The sequence below is a fragment of the Pseudomonas sp. Pseusp3 genome (assembly GCF_047304225.1).
GTDB lineage: Bacteria > Pseudomonadota > Gammaproteobacteria > Pseudomonadales > Pseudomonadaceae > Aquipseudomonas > Aquipseudomonas fluorescens_CD.
Genome location: NZ_JBGLYV010000036.1, coordinates 20,499 through 37,338, shown reverse-complemented (window position 1 = coordinate 37,338; position 16,840 = coordinate 20,499). Strand labels below are relative to the sequence as shown.

At 61.1% G+C, this 16,840-nt stretch carries 15 protein-coding genes; 14 read left to right on the top strand and 1 reads right to left on the bottom strand.

What is annotated here, in order from left to right:
* Positions 1–95 precede the first annotated feature (95 nt).
* From ACCD00_RS14545 to ACCD00_RS14535, 3 genes are read left to right on the top strand one after another with little or no spacing between them, the layout of a single operon-like run.
* Positions 96–884, top strand: a complete 789-nt coding sequence (locus ACCD00_RS14545) for an ABC transporter ATP-binding protein (RefSeq protein WP_413425496.1) — start codon at positions 96–98, stop codon at positions 882–884.
* The gene (locus tag ACCD00_RS14540) at positions 881–1,840 is read left to right on the top strand and encodes an ABC transporter substrate-binding protein (RefSeq protein WP_413425494.1); all 960 of its coding nucleotides are present in this window, start codon (positions 881–883) and stop codon (positions 1,838–1,840) included. The genes ACCD00_RS14545 and ACCD00_RS14540 overlap by 4 nt, the downstream gene beginning before the upstream one ends.
* Entirely contained in the window at positions 1,837–2,847 is a 1,011-nt protein-coding gene (locus ACCD00_RS14535; protein ID WP_413425492.1) for a FecCD family ABC transporter permease, read from the top strand. The genes ACCD00_RS14540 and ACCD00_RS14535 overlap by 4 nt, the downstream gene beginning before the upstream one ends.
* A gap of 23 nt (positions 2,848–2,870) precedes the next feature.
* Here the strand turns inward: ACCD00_RS14535 and ACCD00_RS14530 are convergent, their stop codons facing one another.
* Positions 2,871–6,233: a hypothetical protein gene (locus tag ACCD00_RS14530; protein WP_413425490.1), complete on the bottom strand. Its 3,363-nt coding sequence runs from the start codon at positions 6,231–6,233 to the stop codon at positions 2,871–2,873.
* A gap of 279 nt (positions 6,234–6,512) precedes the next feature.
* Between ACCD00_RS14530 and urtA the strand changes: the two genes are divergently transcribed.
* The 11 genes from urtA to ureC all read left to right on the top strand — a co-directional run bounded on the left by urtA (position 6,513) and on the right by ureC (position 16,838).
* Positions 6,513–7,778, top strand: coding sequence for an urea ABC transporter substrate-binding protein (gene urtA / locus ACCD00_RS14525; RefSeq protein WP_413425488.1), 1,266 nt, complete (start codon positions 6,513–6,515; stop codon positions 7,776–7,778).
* A gap of 155 nt (positions 7,779–7,933) precedes the next feature.
* Positions 7,934–9,436, top strand: a complete 1,503-nt coding sequence (gene urtB, locus ACCD00_RS14520) for an urea ABC transporter permease subunit UrtB (protein WP_413425486.1) — start codon at positions 7,934–7,936, stop codon at positions 9,434–9,436.
* On the top strand, positions 9,436–10,515 hold the full coding sequence (urtC, locus tag ACCD00_RS14515) for an urea ABC transporter permease subunit UrtC (RefSeq protein WP_413425484.1): 1,080 nt from the start codon (positions 9,436–9,438) through the stop codon (positions 10,513–10,515). The genes urtB and urtC overlap by 1 nt, the downstream gene beginning before the upstream one ends.
* On the top strand, positions 10,512–11,381 hold the full coding sequence (urtD, locus tag ACCD00_RS14510; protein WP_413425482.1) for an urea ABC transporter ATP-binding protein UrtD: 870 nt from the start codon (positions 10,512–10,514) through the stop codon (positions 11,379–11,381). The genes urtC and urtD overlap by 4 nt, the downstream gene beginning before the upstream one ends.
* A 129-nt stretch (positions 11,382–11,510) precedes the next feature.
* Positions 11,511–12,209, top strand: coding sequence for an urea ABC transporter ATP-binding subunit UrtE (urtE, locus tag ACCD00_RS14505; protein WP_413425480.1), 699 nt, complete (start codon positions 11,511–11,513; stop codon positions 12,207–12,209).
* A 198-nt stretch (positions 12,210–12,407) separates the two neighbouring features.
* Complete coding sequence (locus tag ACCD00_RS14500) at positions 12,408–13,247, top strand: urease accessory protein UreD (protein ID WP_413425478.1); 840 nt, start codon at positions 12,408–12,410, stop codon at positions 13,245–13,247.
* A gap of 58 nt (positions 13,248–13,305) precedes the next feature.
* Positions 13,306–13,608, top strand: a complete 303-nt coding sequence (locus ACCD00_RS14495; protein WP_007945249.1) for an urease subunit gamma — start codon at positions 13,306–13,308, stop codon at positions 13,606–13,608.
* Between the two features lie 9 nt (positions 13,609–13,617).
* Positions 13,618–14,151: an N-acetyltransferase family protein gene (locus ACCD00_RS14490; RefSeq protein WP_413425476.1), complete on the top strand. Its 534-nt coding sequence runs from the start codon at positions 13,618–13,620 to the stop codon at positions 14,149–14,151.
* A 6-nt stretch (positions 14,152–14,157) separates the two neighbouring features.
* Positions 14,158–14,691, top strand: coding sequence for an N-acetyltransferase family protein (locus ACCD00_RS14485; protein WP_413425474.1), 534 nt, complete (start codon positions 14,158–14,160; stop codon positions 14,689–14,691).
* Positions 14,691–14,996, top strand: coding sequence for an urease subunit beta (locus ACCD00_RS14480; protein WP_413425472.1), 306 nt, complete (start codon positions 14,691–14,693; stop codon positions 14,994–14,996). Before ACCD00_RS14485 ends, ACCD00_RS14480 begins: the two co-directional genes overlap by 1 nt.
* Before the next feature lie 141 nt (positions 14,997–15,137).
* Positions 15,138–16,838, top strand: coding sequence for an urease subunit alpha (gene ureC, locus ACCD00_RS14475; protein ID WP_413425470.1), 1,701 nt, complete (start codon positions 15,138–15,140; stop codon positions 16,836–16,838).
* Positions 16,839–16,840: the final 2 nt, after the last annotated feature.

Genomic DNA, 16,840 nt, shown 5'->3' with positions numbered 1-16,840 from the left:
TCGCGGGCAAGCCCGCTCCCACAGGATTAGCGCAATTCCTGTGGGAGCGGGCTTGCCCGCGAAGGGGCCATTAGCAACTCCTCAAGAGTCACTGCATGTCCTCGCTGAACCTCGCAAACATTTCCTGGACACCCCTGGGCCACGGCCATTGCCATCACCAGTTCCAGCTGCGTGATGCTTCTGTACACGTGGCCGCCGGTGAGTTCGTCGGACTGATCGGCCCTAACGGCAGCGGCAAGACCAGCCTCTTGCGTTGTGCCTGGCGCTTCAGTAAACCGGAGCACGGCGAGGTCAGGCTCGATCACCAGAATGTCTGGCAGCAACCCTCGCGCTGGTGCGCGCAACGCATCGCCGTGGTGTTGCAGGAGTTCCCTGATGCCTTCGGCCAGACCGTCTTTGAGGTGGTCGCCATGGGCCGCACGCCGCACAAAGGCTTGTTTGATGGCGACACGCTTGAAGACTCGAACCTCATCAACCAGGCCCTGGCGTCAGTCGGTCTCGGGGGCTTCGAAGACCACGGGTTCGCCACTCTCTCCGGTGGTGAAAAACAGCGAGTCATCCTCGCCCGCGCCCTGGTCCAGCAACCTCAGTTGTTGATCCTCGACGAGCCGACCAACCACCTCGACCCGCGATATCAGCTTGAGCTTTTGAAGTTGGTCAAGCGCTTGAACATCGGCACCCTGGCGAGCATTCACGACCTCAACCTGGCTGCGGCTTTTTGTGATCGGCTGTACGTGATCAACCATGGTCGTATCGTCGCCAGCGGCACGCCGAAAGAAGTCCTGACGGCTGCGCTGCTGCGCAATGTGTTCGGCGTCGAAGCGCTGATCGATGAACATCCGCTGCACGGCTACCCACGAATCACCTGGATAACCCAACCATGAATTTGCGTTCCCTGCTGCGCTCCTGCCTCTCTCTCGCGATGCTGCTGGGCAGCGTCCAGGCATTGGCCGAAGCCACCCACTACCCGCTGATGATCAAAAGCTGCAACCGCGAATTGACCTTCAAGCAGGCACCGCAACACGCACTCAGCCACGACATCAACATGACCCAGATGATGCTCGCCCTCGACCTCAAGCCACGGATGGCCGGTTATAGCGGCATCAGCGGCTGGAAGGCCGTGACGCCCGAGATGCAGAGCATTCTCGACGGCCTGCCGGAGTTGGCGGCCAAATACCCGTCGGTGGAAACCCTGCTCGATGCCAACGTCGATTTCCTCTTCGCCGGTTGGGACTACGGCATGCGCGTCGGCGGCGATCTCACCCCGCAAACCCTGCAACCGTTGGGCATCAATGTGTATGAGCTGACCGAGTCCTGCGCCTTCGTGATGAAGCGCCCTGCCGCGACCCTGGAAGACACTTACAACGACCTGCGCAACCTCGGCAAAATCTTCGACGTGCAGGATCGCGCCAACGCGCTCATCGCCGACATGCAGAATCAGGTCGCAGAGATCGGCAATGACTTGCCGGTGGAAAAACCCCGGGTTTTCCTCTACGACAGCGGCGAAGACCGCGCCATGACGTCCGGTCGCCTCGGCATGCCGCAAGCGCTGATCGACGCCGCTGGCGGGCGCAACATCCTCGATGACGTCGACGCGAGCTGGACCCGAGTCAATTGGGAGACCGTGGTCGAGCGCAATCCGCAGGTGATCGTGATCGTCGACTACAGCGAAATCACCGCCGAACAGAAGATCCGGTTCCTGCTGAACAACAAGGCGCTGCAATCGGTGGATGCGATCAGGGACCAGCGCTTCATCGTCATCCCTTACGTGCAGGCCACACCGGGTATCGACAATGTGCTGGCAGTGGCAACCCTCGCCAAAGGTTTCCACGGCGAATGATCAATCGTCGTTTTGCGCTACTGCTGATCGCCCTGGGCGCCGTGCTGCTGGTGTCGTGCGTGGTGTCGCTGGGCTTCGGCCCGGCTCGGGTGCCGGTGGACGTGGTGTGGCGGATCCTGCTGCACAAACTGTTCGGCATCGGCGTGCAGGACTGGAGCGCCGGCCAGGAACACATTGTCTGGCTGATCCGCGTGCCGCGCATGTTACTGGGTGCGCTGGTGGGCGCCGGGCTGGCACTGATCGGCGCGGTACTGCAAGCGGTGACACGCAACCCGTTGGCGGATCCACACCTGCTCGGTGTTACCTCCGGCGCCACCCTCGGCGCGGTGATTGTGGTGTTGCATGTCGGCGAAATCGTCGGCCTGCTGACGTTGCCGATTGCCGCATTCATCGGTGCGTTACTGAGCATGCTGGTGGTGCTGATGATCGCCAGTCGCCACGGGCGCCTGGACAGTGACCGGTTGCTGCTGTGCGGCGTGGCGGTCTCGTTCGTGATGATGGCGATCGCCAATCTGTTGCTGTTCATGGGCGACCATCGCGCCAGTTCCGCGGTGATGTTCTGGATGCTCGGCGGGCTCGGGCTGGCGCGCTGGGAGCTGCTCACGGTGCCGGCACTGAGTGTGTTGCTCGGGCTGGTTCTGTTGCTCGGCATGGCACGACCGCTGAACGCATTGATGGCCGGAGAACAGACCGCCGTCACCCTGGGCCTGAATGCCCGTGCAGTGCGCCTGCGAATGTTCGTGATCGCTTCGCTGATGACCGGTGTACTGGTGTCGATCAGCGGCTCCATCGGCTTTGTCGGGCTGATGGTGCCGCACATTGCGCGTCGACTGGCGGGTGCCGAACATCGTCGGTTGCTGCCGGTTTGTCTGTTGCTCGGCAGCGTGTTCCTGATGTGGGTCGATGTCGCTGCCCGCACGCTGATCGCCCCGGAAGACTTGCCTATTGGCATCGCTACCGCAGCGATTGGCGGGCTGTTCTTTATCGGCCTGATGCGTCGCTGCTGACGTAGCGCACGAACCTTGCGCAGTTACAACTCGTCGCGCTGAAACCTGACCGGCGCCAGTGGCAACTGGCGGCGAACGACCTTCCAGTTTTGACCCAACCGCCCCGTACGGTTCCAGAAAGCGGCCGCCTGCAATACCCGCAACTCGCCGATTTCAGCCAGTTTCGAAATGAAATCCGCCATCGACAATTTCGTTTCCCACCGACCGTCGACCAAATCGACCTGGCGGGTCAGCAACAGCTCCTTTTCAACCTGCGTATTTTCGGGTACGTACTTGATCAGCGCACCATGGGGCGTCGAGTAGTAGTACGCACTGATGTTGAAGCCTTTAGCCTTCAAGGCATGAGTATGAAGGCGCATCAGCGTCGGCGAAGTGAAGCTGCTGTAGACCTGCTCTTCATCTGCTGCCAACGCAGAGACGCCCGACAGGTAGAGCTGATGGCTCGCCATCAGTTTGTAGCCTGGCGCAAAGCGGGGGACTTCATTTCTGCGGGTGGTATCAGGATCCGTGAGCGTGCGGAAGATCCGACCGAGGCCGGCAAGGCTCTCATCCGTTTGCGGCAATGGCTCCAGTCCGCAATAGGAATAGGTATCGGGTTTGGCCACGATGGCGCTCTCGTAGGTGGTCGTCTGCGTGTAGGCGCTTCCCGCGCGCCGCTGAATGTAGCTGGCAGCATCGTCGGGATGATGGAATATCGGCCCCATGGGCAGTTCAGGCTTCCAGCTCCAGAGCTCCTGCTCGGACATGCCCGGATGACGCGGTTGCCAGTATCGCGCCACATAACCCTTCACCCAGCAATCACTGGATACCAGAACCTCCAGTCTCCCGAACTTGACCATGCGCTGGATGTAGTCACCCAGAGTGAAGGTGCGCAGGCTGATATTACGCAGGTCGGCGCGCGCCTGTTCGAACGAGCCAAAAGTGCCTAGGAGTCTCTCCGACTGACTGTCCAGTTCGGGTGGTACCCCTGGCGTGTAGTAGGCTGTTTCAAATTGCAAAAGTGCACCATCGGCACAGGAAAAATAAACAGGTTTGTAACCATTGCTGATCCTGGCCCTTGCCAATACCTGATGCACTGCCATGGGCGAGAAGAAAAAGCTCCCGAACTCGTCATCACCTGTGTCGTTCTCATTGCGCGCGGCACATAGATAAACGCTTGAAACGATGTAACCCGATGGCAATTGCCCTTCGGGAAAGACACGGTCATATGCCAGTGCCGAGTCCTGCACCGCCACCGGTAAAGTGCTGTGATAGGCGCCAAGGCGCTCGTTGTGCAAAATGAACCCGAAACCGGGGACCGCACGTTCGCCCGCCTGCTCATGGGCAAACCGGGCTGCGGCGGACTCTTGAGCAAACATCGGGCTGTAACGCGGCTCGCTGCTCGCTGTGGCAGGCGAAAGTGTGTCGGGCTCAACAAGGGCGACAGCGAGCTGATCGACTGTACGTGGCACACCCCAGGTCGGGCTGCCGACCACTACCTGCAAATAGCCATTCCTTGCCAGCGAGTCGATCCATTCGACCGGGCTCAAATCCCCTTCATGGATACGCTTCCTGATCCACTCCGCGTCCAGGTCGTGGGGCAGGTTGCCATAACCGTTCAGCGCGCGGGCCAGATCGGCATGCAACTGCCTCCAGGTCCCGCAACGGTAACGGATCACCGAACCATCCGGCCCGAACAGGTATTCGTCCAGAAACCGCCCGCCTCGGTTGAACGCGGTGTATACAACCTTGACCGAGAGCATGTTGAGGTACAGTTGCCTCTGCTTTTCTTCAAGGATCACCGGCACAGTCCGGCTCTGGCGCGAACGGTAACGGCCGACGATGTAACAACCGGCAGGAAAAAGCCCCGCGCCGATGCTTTCGTCCGGGAAGATCCACTCCACAGCGAAATCCTCATGGAGCGCAATCACTGGTTGAGTGGCGACAAACAAGCCGTCCGGACGCTTCAATACCAGACCGCCATAGACCCTGTCGGTGTCAGCCGGAATTCGGGAGCGCGCGGACAACACCGCATCATCGGCCGTCGCGAAGGCCGCGCTCAACTGGCATCGCTCCAGATTCAGGGCGGGACGCCAGTTGATGTCGACCGGGCCTTCCCTGTCCCACACAGCATTGGTATGCAAGACGCTCAATGCGCCACTGTTGGCCACCACCTTCACAAAATCGCTGGAGGTCAGTTTTCCGTTGGCCAGGTTGGACTGAACATCCTCCAGCCCCATGTTCGGTGTGTCGTTATCGAATAGCTTGCTGTTCGGGCGCAGGGTGTACTTGAGCAGTGCACCGTCCTGCGTGCCGATATAAGTTGGGATCGTACCGGGCCTTTCGACGATGGGTGGTCGTCGGGAGTCATACACGACAATGAACAGATCTCTGGGCACGATGAAGTGCCTGGCCAGCCATTCACGATTGGGGCGGGTATGGGTGACCCGCTGGCGCGAATAAAAATAGGAGTGGCGCTTGAAGGATTCCGGCGCGACCAGCTCCATGAAATCGGGGGTAAGGGGAAAGAGACTGCGACGTGAAAACAGCTTGTCACGAACACCATTGACCGCCACCAGCTCCGTCGCGACGTACTCCTCCTTGCCCTGCTGCTTGAGGATAAAGCCGAACCAGGTCTGCTCCTGGTTGGTCTGGCCCCTCATTCGGGAGAAACGGTCCTGCGCGGCTTCATCCGCCGAGGAAAAAATCGCGCCGTAGGCCACCTGTTGTGGCACCGGCCGTTCGCCAAGCGTCGGTAACGGACTCCACTGACCGGTTACCTTGCCCCGGTATCCCCATGGCGTGTTGTCGACGACTATCCGCAATGTGCCTGCCTGCGCCACCTCCCGGACGAACTCGACCGGCAGGACACTGCCCTGCTCAAGGCCTTGCGCCAGAGGCCCCGGGTTAGCCGGAGTGCCAAGACGCTGCAACAGACTCTGCCAGCCTGCACTGTCTTCCTCGAACCACAACAGGCTGTCTTCAGCCCCGGACAAATAGGCCGGAACATCTGACGTGACGATATGGAACAACTCGTGGATGCTGAACATCTGCAAGCTCACGGTCGCGTCCATGCGCGACCACTTCAGGCGCTGTATCTGCGCCGCATCGAGGGTCGACAGCGCTTGGTGCGAGTAGAACCAACTGTCTAACTGATGATTGGCCGGATAGACCGGCCGGCCTCGTCCGTCCACCGCGAACAGCTGGGTTTCCAGCAAGTGGTCCCCGGCTTCGACCGGCTCGGTGACGACAAATCTCTGTGCACCGCGCTTGAAAATCATCGCGACAAACTTGCGGTCACGTCGTTGGCCAACCTGTTCGTGTGCATACCGCGCCGCGTCATCGGCCGAGAGAAATTCGCGGCTCATCAGAGGCGCGGCATTGTTCGGGGCTTTGTTCTCATCCATGAAAGTGCTCCAACCTGAATACAGACTTAAGTGAGCACTCAGGTTATCCAGTGCAAAAATCCCGGAGCGGTACATATGTATATCGCCAGGCACCACTTGGGCGCACAGCCGTGCCCTGCCCGGCATTGCGCGCCCGAGCATGGTGCGGCGCGCAGGACTCGTCCGTCGGCGACCGCTCTGAATAGACTGTTTTCCCCCTTAGGCACAGCCCTTGCAAAACACCCTTCAGTCGTCCGCATCTGCCAACCATAAAAACTCAATGTTCATGGAGATCGCACAATGAAGCGTCGCAGTTTGATCAAGGCTTTCACACTCACGGCATCCATTGCCGCGATGGGCATGACCTGGACTGTCCAGGCCGCCGAGACCATCAAGGTCGGTATTCTGCATTCGTTGTCCGGGACCATGGCGATTTCCGAAACGTCGTTGAAAGACATGGCGTTGATGACCATCGACGAGATTAATGCCAAGGGCGGCGTGAACGGCAAGATGCTCGAGCCTGTGGTGGTCGACCCGGCGTCTAACTGGCCACTGTTCGCCGAGAAGGGGCGTCAGTTGCTGACCCAGGACAAGGTCGCCGTGGTATTTGGCTGTTGGACCTCGGTGTCGCGCAAATCGGTGCTGCCGGTGTTCGAAGAACTCAACGGCCTGTTGTTCTACCCGGTGCAATACGAAGGCGAAGAGATGTCGCCAAACGTGTTCTACACCGGCGCCGCACCGAACCAGCAGGCAATCCCGGCGGTGGAATACCTGATGAGCGAAGAAGGCGGCAGCGCCAAGCGCTACTTCCTGCTCGGCACCGACTACGTCTACCCGCGCACCACCAACAAGATCCTGCGTTCGTTCCTGCACTCCAAAGGTGTGGCCGACAAGGACATCGAAGAGGTCTACACCCCGTTCGGTCATAGCGACTACCAGACCATCGTCGCCAACATCAAGAAGTTCTCGGCAGGTGGCAAGACGGCCGTTATCTCCACCGTCAACGGCGACTCCAACGTGCCGTTCTACAAAGAACTGGCCAACCAGGGTCTGAAGGCCACCGACGTTCCGGTCGTGGCGTTCTCGGTCGGCGAAGAGGAACTGCGCGGCATCGACACCAAGCCACTGGTGGGCAACCTCGCGGCGTGGAACTACTTCGAATCGGTCGAGAACCCGGTGAACAAGAAGTTCGTCGATGACTGGAAGACCTACGCGAAGAAACACAACCTGCCGGGCGCCGACAAGGCCGTGACCAACGACCCGATGGAAGCCACTTATGTCGGCATCCACATGTGGGCGCAAGCGGCGGAAAAAGCCAAGTCCACCGACGTCGACAAAGTCCGCGAAGCCCTGGCCGGCCAGACCTTTGCCGCGCCATCCGGGTACACCCTGACCATGGACAAGACCAATCACCACCTGCACAAGCCGGTGATGATCGGCGAGATCCAGTCTGACGGTCAGTTCAACGTGGTGTGGCAGACCGAAGGACCGATCCGCGCCCAGCCGTGGAGCCCGTTCATCCCGGGCAACGACAAGAAGCCGGAGTATGCGGTGAAGAGCAACTGAGCCATTGGGCCTGACGATTGTTCAGGCCCAACACAACTCCCTGTGGGAGCGGGCTTGCTCGCGAAGACGGCGGCACATCCAACATTTATGTGACTGACTCACCGCTTTCGCGAGCAAGCCCGCTCCCACATTTAGTCCGAGCAAGGCGACTCTTTATGCCCACTGCCATCTACCGATTGTTCCTCGCCATCGCCCTGCTGTTACCGATGGCCGCTCACGCCAGCGACGCCGAAGACTTCGTAGCCGCCAATCCCGTGCAGCAAGCCAGGCTGCTGGAAACCTGGGCTGCGCAGCCTGATCCGGCCCGTATCGAGTTGATCAACGCCCTGCAACAAGGCGAGCTGACAGTCGATGGCCAGCCGAAAACCCTGCGCCTGAACAACCGTCTGCGGGGCCTCATCGACACAGCCATGGCCAGTCATCAGTTGCTCGCCGCCGACGCCAAAATCCGTCTGATCGCCGCACAGCAATTGCAGAAAAGCGCCAAACCTGCGCAGCTTGCATTCCTCGACCGGCAACTGACGGGCGAGAAGGACGAGAGCGTTCATGCCGCCCTCAGCCTGGCACTGGCCAATCTGCAACTGGTCGACAGCGATCCGGCCGTGCGCCTCGCCGCCGTGCGTCTGCTCGGCGAAACCGGTGATCCACTGGCCCGTACCCGCCTCGAAGGCTTGCTCGATCCCGGGATCGAAACTGACGCCAACGTGCGCACTGCTGCCGAGACCAGCCTCGCCCAGGTCAAACGCAAACTGCTGGTCGGCGAGATGCTCGGCCAGGCATTCAGCGGTATGTCGCTGGGCTCGATACTGCTGCTCGCCGCCCTCGGCCTGGCAATCACCTTCGGCCTGCTCGGCGTGATCAACATGGCCCACGGCGAGATGCTGATGCTCGGCGCCTACTCGACCTACGTGGTGCAACTGATGTTCCAGCGCTTCGCCCCGCAGGCCATCGAGTTCTATCCGCTGGTCGCGCTGCCCGTGGCGTTTTTCGTCACCGCGGCCATCGGCATGGCGCTGGAGCGCACGGTGATTCGCCACCTCTACGGCCGTCCGCTGGAAACCCTGCTCGCCACCTGGGGCATCAGCCTCATGCTGATTCAACTGGTTCGCCTGGTGTTCGGCGCGCAGAACGTCGAAGTCGCCAACCCCGCGTGGCTGTCGGGCGGGATTCAGGTGCTGCCCAATCTCGTGCTGCCGTACAACCGCATCGTCATCATTGCCTTTGCGCTGTTCGTGGTGGTGCTCACATGGCTGCTGCTGAACAAGACACGCCTGGGTCTCAACGTGCGTGCCGTCACCCAGAACCGCAACATGGCCGCCTGTTGCGGCGTGCCCACCGGGCGCGTGGACATGCTCGCCTTCGGCCTCGGCTCGGGTATCGCCGGCCTCGGCGGCGTAGCCCTGAGCCAGATCGGCAACGTCGGCCCGGACCTCGGCCAGAGCTACATCATCGACTCGTTCCTCGTGGTGGTGCTCGGCGGTGTCGGTCAGTTGGCCGGTAGCGTGCTGGCCGCATTCGGCTTAGGGGTAGCCAACAAGATTCTCGAACCGCAGATCGGTGCCGTGCTCGGCAAGATCCTCATCCTCGCGCTGATCATTCTGTTCATCCAGAAACGTCCGCAAGGCCTCTTCGCACTCAAAGGACGGGTGATCGACTGATGAACCAGCCCCTGATGCTCAAGGCCACACAAAAGGCCGGCCCGAAAATCACGATTGCCGTCGGCGCGGTGATCCTCATTCTGCTGCTGGCGTTACCGCTGCTGTCGCTGTTATCGCCGGACAACACGCTGCACGTTTCGGCCTACACGCTGACGCTGGTGGGCAAGATACTTTGCTACGCCATCGTCGCACTGGCACTCGATCTGGTGTGGGGTTACGCCGGCCTGCTGTCCCTCGGCCACGGCCTGTTCTTCGCCCTCGGCGGCTATGCCATGGGAATGTACCTGATGCGCCAGGCCTCGGGCGATGGTGTGCCGGCGTTCATGACGTTCCTGTCGTGGACCGAAATGCCGTGGTTCTGGACCGGCACCAGCAGCTTCCTCTGGACCTTGTGCCTGGTGGTACTGGCGCCGGGGCTGCTGGCGTTGGTGTTCGGTTTCTTTGCTTTCCGTTCGCGGATCAAGGGCGTGTACTTCTCGATCATGACCCAGGCCCTGACCTTCGCCGGCATGTTGTTGTTCTTTCGCAACGAAACCGGCTTTGGCGGCAACAACGGCTTCACCAACTTCCGCACGATTCTTGGCTTTGGCATCACTGAGCCGGGCACCCGCGCGGTGCTGTTTTTCGCCACGGTGCTGTTGCTGGTGGCGAGCCTGTACATCGGCTGGCGGCTGGCGCAGAGCAAATTCGGCCGGGTGTTGACCGCGCTGCGCGATGCGGAGAACCGCCTGATGTTCTGCGGCTACGATCCGCGCGGGTTCAAGTTGTTCGTCTGGGTATTGAGCGCGGTGTTGTGTGGCCTGGCCGGTGCGCTGTACGTGCCGCAAGTGGGGATCATCAACCCGAGTGAAATGTCGCCGACCAACTCCATCGAAGCCGCGGTGTGGGTGGCTCTGGGTGGGCGCGGCACGTTGATCGGCCCGTTGCTCGGCGCCGGTGTGGTCAACGGCATGAAGAGCTGGTTCACCGTGGCGTTCCCCGAATACTGGCTGTTCTTCCTTGGCGCACTGTTCATCGTCGTGACCCTGTACCTGCCCAAGGGTGTGATCGGTCTGCTGAAAAAGAGAGGTGAATCATGAGAGTCACTGCGACGGCTGAATTCATGCTTGAGCCAGCCTTTTTCCCCGTGGAGCCCAACAAGGACGCCGGCACCAGCCGCGATACGATCGGTCTCGGCGAGCGCGCCGGCAAAGGCCTGAATACGCGCCACGGCACCATCCTGACCCTGGAAGACATCAGCGTCAGCTTCGATGGTTTCAAGGCGCTGAACAATCTGAACCTGTACATCGGCGTTGGTGAACTGCGCTGCATCATCGGCCCCAACGGCGCGGGCAAGACCACGCTGATGGACGTGATCACCGGCAAGACCCGGCCCAGTCACGGCAAGGCCTGGTTCGGCGAAACCCTGGACCTGACGCAGATGAGCGAAGTACAGATCGCCCAGGCCGGTATCGGCCGCAAGTTCCAGAAGCCGACGGTGTTCGAAGCCTTGAGCGTGTTTGAAAACCTTGAGCTGGCGCAGAACACCGACAAGTCGGTGTGGGCCAGCCTGCGGGCGCGTTTGAGCGGCGAGCAGAAAGACCGCATCGCCGACGTGCTGGAGACCATTCGCCTGACCAGCTCGGTCAATCGCCCGGCCGGCCTGCTGTCCCACGGCCAGAAGCAGTTCCTGGAGATCGGTATGTTGCTGATGCAGGACCCGCAATTGCTGCTGCTCGATGAACCGGTCGCGGGCATGACCGACGCCGAAACCGAATTCACCGCCGAGCTGTTCAAGAGCCTGGCCGGCAAGCACTCGCTGATGGTGGTGGAACACGACATGGGCTTCGTCGGCTCGATCGCCGACCACGTCACGGTGTTACACCAGGGTAGCGTGCTGGCCGAAGGGTCGCTGGAACAGGTGCAGGACAACGAGCGGGTGATCGAAGTCTATCTTGGACGCTGATTGCTCTTTGCAGGAGCGAGCTCGCTCGCGATGGAGGTTAACGATGACGCGGGCTGACTGGATGAACGCGTCATCCTCCGGTTCTTCGCGAGCAAGCTCGCTCCTACAGGGAATGAGGAGAGTTTGAACATGCTGCAAGTCGACAAACTGCACCAGTATTACGGCGGGAGCCACATCCTGCGCGGCCTGACGTTTGACGTGAAGGTCGGTGAAGTCACCTGCCTGCTCGGGCGTAACGGCGTGGGCAAGACCACCCTGCTCAAATGCCTGATGGGCCTGCTACCGGCCAGGGAAGGCGCAGTGAACTGGGACGGCAAGCCGATCACCACGCTCAAGCCGCACCAGCGGGTGCATGCCGGTATCGCCTACGTGCCGCAGGGCAGGGAGATCTTCGGCCGCCTCACCGTGGAAGAAAACCTGCTGATGGGACTGTCGCGGTTTCCCGGCAGCGAAGCCAGGGAAGTTCCGGCGTTTATCTACGAGCTATTCCCGGTGTTGCTGCAAATGAAGCAACGGCGCGGCGGCGACCTGTCCGGTGGCCAGCAACAGCAATTGGCCATTGGCCGTGCGCTGGCCAGTCGCCCTCGCCTGCTGATCCTCGACGAGCCCACCGAAGGCATCCAGCCGTCGGTGATCAAGGAGATCGGTGCCGTGATCAAAAAACTCGCCGCCCGGGGTGACATGGCGATTTTGCTGGTGGAGCAGTTCTACGATTTCGCCGCTGAACTGGCCGATCAATACCTGGTGATGTCCCGGGGCGAAATCGTGCAACAGGGGCGCGGAGAAAACATGGAAGCAGAAGGTGTACGCGGGCTCGTTACGATCTGAGTCGTCACGCTCCGTACTCACCGAGCCGGAACCTCCCGAAGCGGAGCGCCTCGGGAGGCAAGGCACCAATTTGTCGCGTCAAACCTGCAACCGCGCACACTATTGGTGCGCCAATACATTTAACCGCCACCTCTTGCCTGCAATATCTTGCGGCACAGCCTTTGCAACATCCTGATGACCTCACGATAAGCACTGACCATGACTCTTCCCGCTTCCGGTGCCTTGTTCACCCCCAGTTGGCACGCCGAACTGGAACTGGGCTACGCCAGGTTCGACAACACCACTCGCCCGGTCCAGCGCCGGCACAAAGGTCCGTTGCGGGTGCAAAAACACCTGTATGCCGAGGGACCGGAAGTCTGTCAGCACATCATCGTCCACCCCCCCGGCGGAATTGCCGGCGGTGATCGGCTGGACATCTCGGCCTTCGTCGATGGCGATGCCTGGGCACAAATCACCAGCCCCGGCGCGGCCAAATGGTATCGCGCCGCCGGTCCCGCTTATCAGCAGCTGAAATTGAAGGTGGCGGCCGGCGCGACACTGGAATGGTTGCCCCAGGAGACGATCATTTTCAGCGCTGCCCAGGCTGAACTCAGCACGTCCATCGACCTTGAGGGCGATGCACGGCTGTTCTACTGGGACGTCGTGGCCCTTGGGCGCCCGGCCAGTGGCGAGCGTTTCGAACTTGGGCATTTCCAGGCACATCTGGATATTCGCCGCGACGGTCAGTTGCTCTGGCATGAACGCCAGCGCATTGTCGGTGCGGACGGTCTGCTGGATTCGCCTATCGGGCTGGATGGGCAACCGGTGTTTGCGACGTTGCTGGTGACGGGTGAAATTGATAGCGAGCTGCTGGAGAAGTGCCGTTCGCTGACCAACGACGTGCGCGGGGATTTGACCCAGTTGCCGGGATTGCTGATTGCCCGGTGCCTGGCCAGTGAGGCGCTGTTGGCACGAGGCTGGCTGATTGAACTTTGGAAGTTGTTACGCCCCGCCCTGCTGGGTCGCGAGGCTGTAGCACCCAGAATATGGAATACCTGAATTGCTTTCTGTGGGAGCAGATCCCACTCTTTTTAATCTGCCCGGATGGATGTCTACGATGGACCTGACCCCACGCGAAAAAGACAAGCTGCTGATTTTCACCGCTGGCCTGGTGGCCGAACGGCGTTTGGCTCGCGGTGTGAAGCTCAATTACCCGGAGGCCATGGCCTACATTTCCGCCGCACTGCTCGAAGGCGCCCGCGACGGCCAGACCGTGGCCGACCTGATGCACTTCGGCACCACCCTATTGACCCGCGAACAAGTGATGGAAGGTATCCCGGAAATGATCCCGGAAATCCAGGTCGAGGCCACCTTCCCCGACGGCACCAAACTGGTCACCGTCCACCAACCCATCGCCTGAGGCCGCGCCATGACTTACCACATCCGCGATGCCGTGCATGCCGATCTGCCGGCGATCCGCGACATCTACAACGACGCGGTGCTCAACACCACGGCGATCTGGAATGAACAGACAGTCGACCTCGGCAACCGCCAGGCCTGGTTCAGCGCCCGGCAATCCCAGGCTTATCCGGTTCTGGTGATCGTCGATGCCGACAACACCGTGCTCGGGTATGCCTCGTTCGGCGACTGGCGGCCATTCGACGGTTTCCGCCATACCGTCGAGCACTCGGTCTACGTGCGCAGCGACCAGCGCGGTAACGGCCTCGGCCCGCAATTGATGCAAGCGCTGATCGAACGTGCCAAAGGCTGCGGCAAGCACGTGATGGTCGCCGCCATCGAAAGCGGCAACGCGGCCTCCATTCGCTTGCATGAACGCATCGGCTTTATCACCACCGGGCAAATGCCTCAGGTCGGCACCAAGTTCGGCCGCTGGCTGGACCTGACGTTCATGCAACTGACCCTCAACCCCGGCGCGCAGCCGCCAGGCATCGACCAGGAGTAATGCCCGATGAACGCCGCCCAACTGCGACGCGTCAACGTTGAAAGCTTTGCGCATTACCGCCAGGGCCTGATCGACCTGCTGCTCGATGCTGTCGGCCATGGCGCCAGTGTCGGCTTCATGGCTGACCTCGATGCGACTCAGGCCCATGCCTGGTTCGATGAGGTCCAGGACAACCTGAACAAGGGCCGTGTGTTGCTGTGGGTGGTGGTCAAGGACGAGCAGGTGCAGGCCAGCGTACAGCTGAGCCTGTGCCAGAAAGCCAACGGCCTGAACCGTGCCGAAGTGCAGAAGTTGCTGGTGCGCGAAGATGCGCGGCGGCGAGGGCTGGGCCAGCAATTGATGAGCGCTCTGGAGGCGGCCGCCCTGCAGCACAAGCGCGGCTTGCTCTACCTCGACACCGAGGCCGGTTCGCCCGCCGAAGACTTCTACCAGTCGCTGGGCTATACCCGCGCCGGCGAGATTCCCGATTACGCCTGCGACCCGAGCGGCCGCTACAAGCCGACCGCCCTCTACTACAAGATTCTCCAAGGAGCCCATTGATGATTCCCGGTGAATACCAGATCCAGTCCGGCGAGATTGAGCTCAACGTTGGCCGGCGCACCCTCAGCCTGAAGGTGGCCAACAGCGGCGACCGACCGATCCAGGTGGGCTCGCATTACCACTTTTTCGAAGCCAACGACGCCCTGACTTTCGACCGTGCCGCCAGTCGCGGCATGCGCCTGAACATCCCGGCCGGCACGGCGGTACGTTTCGAACCGGGGCAGAGCCGCGAGGTCGAGCTGGTGGATCTGGCCGGGCATCGCCGGGTGTTCGGGTTTGCCGGGCGGGTCATGGGTGACCTCTAAGTAATGCGATGTCCCCACTGACGCCTTCGCGAGCAAGCCCGCTCCCACAGGGGAACGCGATCGAATGTGGGAGCGGGCTTGCTCGCGAATCTGTGAGCGAAGCGAACAGTCTCAAACTCAATTGAATTCCAGGGCGAACGAATGAAGATTTCCCGTCAAGCCTACGCCGACATGTTCGGTCCCACCGTCGGTGACAAGGTGCGCCTGGCCGATACCGGGTTGTGGATCGAAGTGGAAAAGGACTTCACCACCTACGGCGAAGAAGTGAAATTCGGTGGCGGTAAAGTCATCCGTGACGGCCAGGGTCAGAGCCAGTTGCTGGCCGCCGAGGTGGTCGACACCCTGATCACCAACGCGCTGATCATCGATCACTGGGGCATCGTCAAGGCAGACGTCGGTCTCAAGGACGGGCGCATCGCGGCGATCGGCAAGGCCGGCAACCCGGACATCCAGCCCAACGTCAACATCGCCATTGGCGCCAGCACCGAAGTCATCGCTGGCGAAGGTATGATCCTCACAGCCGGCGGCATCGACACCCACATCCACTTCATCTGCCCGCAACAGATCGAAGAGGCATTGATGAGCGGCGTCACCACCATGATCGGTGGCGGCACCGGACCGGCCACCGGCACCAATGCGACCACCTGCACTTCCGGGCCGTGGCACCTGGCGCGCATGCTCCAGGCCGCCGATGCGTTCCCGATGAACATCGGCCTGACCGGCAAGGGCAATGCCAGTCTGCCGGAGCCGTTGATCGAACAGGTCAAGGCCGGCGCCATCGGCCTCAAGTTGCATGAGGACTGGGGCACCACGCCAGCGAGTATCGACAACTGCCTGAGCGTGGCCGACCGGTTCGACGTACAGGTGGCGATCCACACCGACACCCTCAACGAATCCGGTTTCGTCGAAACCACCATTGCCGCCTTCAAGGGCCGCACCATTCACACCTATCACACCGAAGGTGCCGGTGGCGGTCACGCGCCAGACATCATCAAGGCCTGCGGTCTTGCCAATGTGCTGCCGAGCTCCACCAACCCGACCCGGCCGTTCACCCGCAACACCATTGATGAACACCTCGACATGCTGATGGTCTGCCATCACCTCGACCCGAGCATTGCCGAGGACGTGGCCTTCGCCGAAAGCCGCATCCGCCGCGAGACGATTGCCGCCGAAGACATCCTCCACGACCTCGGTGCGTTCTCGATGATCAGCTCGGACAGCCAGGCCATGGGGCGGGTCGGTGAAGTCATCACCCGCACCTGGCAGACCGCCGACAAGATGAAAAAACAACGCGGGCCGCTACCCGGTGATGGTGAAGGTAACGATAACTTCCGCGCCAAACGCTACATCGCCAAGTACACCATCAACCCGGCGATCACCCATGGCATCAGCCATGAAGTGGGTTCGGTCGAAGTGGGTAAATGGGCGGATCTGGTGCTCTGGCGCCCGGCGTTTTTTGGCGTAAAACCGACGCTGATTCTCAAGGGCGGCGCCATCGCGGCCAGCCTGATGGGCGACGCCAATGCATCGATCCCGACGCCGCAACCGGTGCACTACCGCCCGATGTTCGCAAGCTTCGGTGGTTCACTGCACGCCACCAGCCTGACCTTCATCAGCCAGGCGGCGCAGGATGCAGGCTTGCCCGAAGCCCTGGGTTTGAAGAAGAAAATCGCCGTGGTCAAAGGTTGCCGCGACGTGCAGAAAACCGACCTGATCCACAACGACTACCTGCCGAACATCGACGTCGATCCGCAGACCTATCAGGTCAAGGCCGATGGCGTGTTGCTGTGGTGCGAACCGGCTGAAACCCTGCCAATGGCCCAGCGGTATTTCCTGTTCTGAGC

Coding starts and splice junctions, on each gene's coding strand:
- ACCD00_RS14545 (WP_413425496.1), top strand. CDS start 96: ATGTCCTCGCTGAACCTCGCAAACATTTCCTGGACACCCCTGGGCCAC.
- ACCD00_RS14540 (WP_413425494.1), top strand. CDS start 881: ATGAATTTGCGTTCCCTGCTGCGCTCCTGCCTCTCTCTCGCGATGCTG.
- ACCD00_RS14535 (WP_413425492.1), top strand. CDS start 1,837: ATGATCAATCGTCGTTTTGCGCTACTGCTGATCGCCCTGGGCGCCGTG.
- ACCD00_RS14530 (WP_413425490.1), bottom strand. CDS start 6,233: ATGGATGAGAACAAAGCCCCGAACAATGCCGCGCCTCTGATGAGCCGC.
- urtA (WP_413425488.1), top strand. CDS start 6,513: ATGAAGCGTCGCAGTTTGATCAAGGCTTTCACACTCACGGCATCCATT.
- urtB (WP_413425486.1), top strand. CDS start 7,934: ATGCCCACTGCCATCTACCGATTGTTCCTCGCCATCGCCCTGCTGTTA.
- urtC (WP_413425484.1), top strand. CDS start 9,436: ATGAACCAGCCCCTGATGCTCAAGGCCACACAAAAGGCCGGCCCGAAA.
- urtD (WP_413425482.1), top strand. CDS start 10,512: ATGAGAGTCACTGCGACGGCTGAATTCATGCTTGAGCCAGCCTTTTTC.
- urtE (WP_413425480.1), top strand. CDS start 11,511: ATGCTGCAAGTCGACAAACTGCACCAGTATTACGGCGGGAGCCACATC.
- ACCD00_RS14500 (WP_413425478.1), top strand. CDS start 12,408: ATGACTCTTCCCGCTTCCGGTGCCTTGTTCACCCCCAGTTGGCACGCC.
- ACCD00_RS14495 (WP_007945249.1), top strand. CDS start 13,306: ATGGACCTGACCCCACGCGAAAAAGACAAGCTGCTGATTTTCACCGCT.
- ACCD00_RS14490 (WP_413425476.1), top strand. CDS start 13,618: ATGACTTACCACATCCGCGATGCCGTGCATGCCGATCTGCCGGCGATC.
- ACCD00_RS14485 (WP_413425474.1), top strand. CDS start 14,158: ATGAACGCCGCCCAACTGCGACGCGTCAACGTTGAAAGCTTTGCGCAT.
- ACCD00_RS14480 (WP_413425472.1), top strand. CDS start 14,691: ATGATTCCCGGTGAATACCAGATCCAGTCCGGCGAGATTGAGCTCAAC.
- ureC (WP_413425470.1), top strand. CDS start 15,138: ATGAAGATTTCCCGTCAAGCCTACGCCGACATGTTCGGTCCCACCGTC.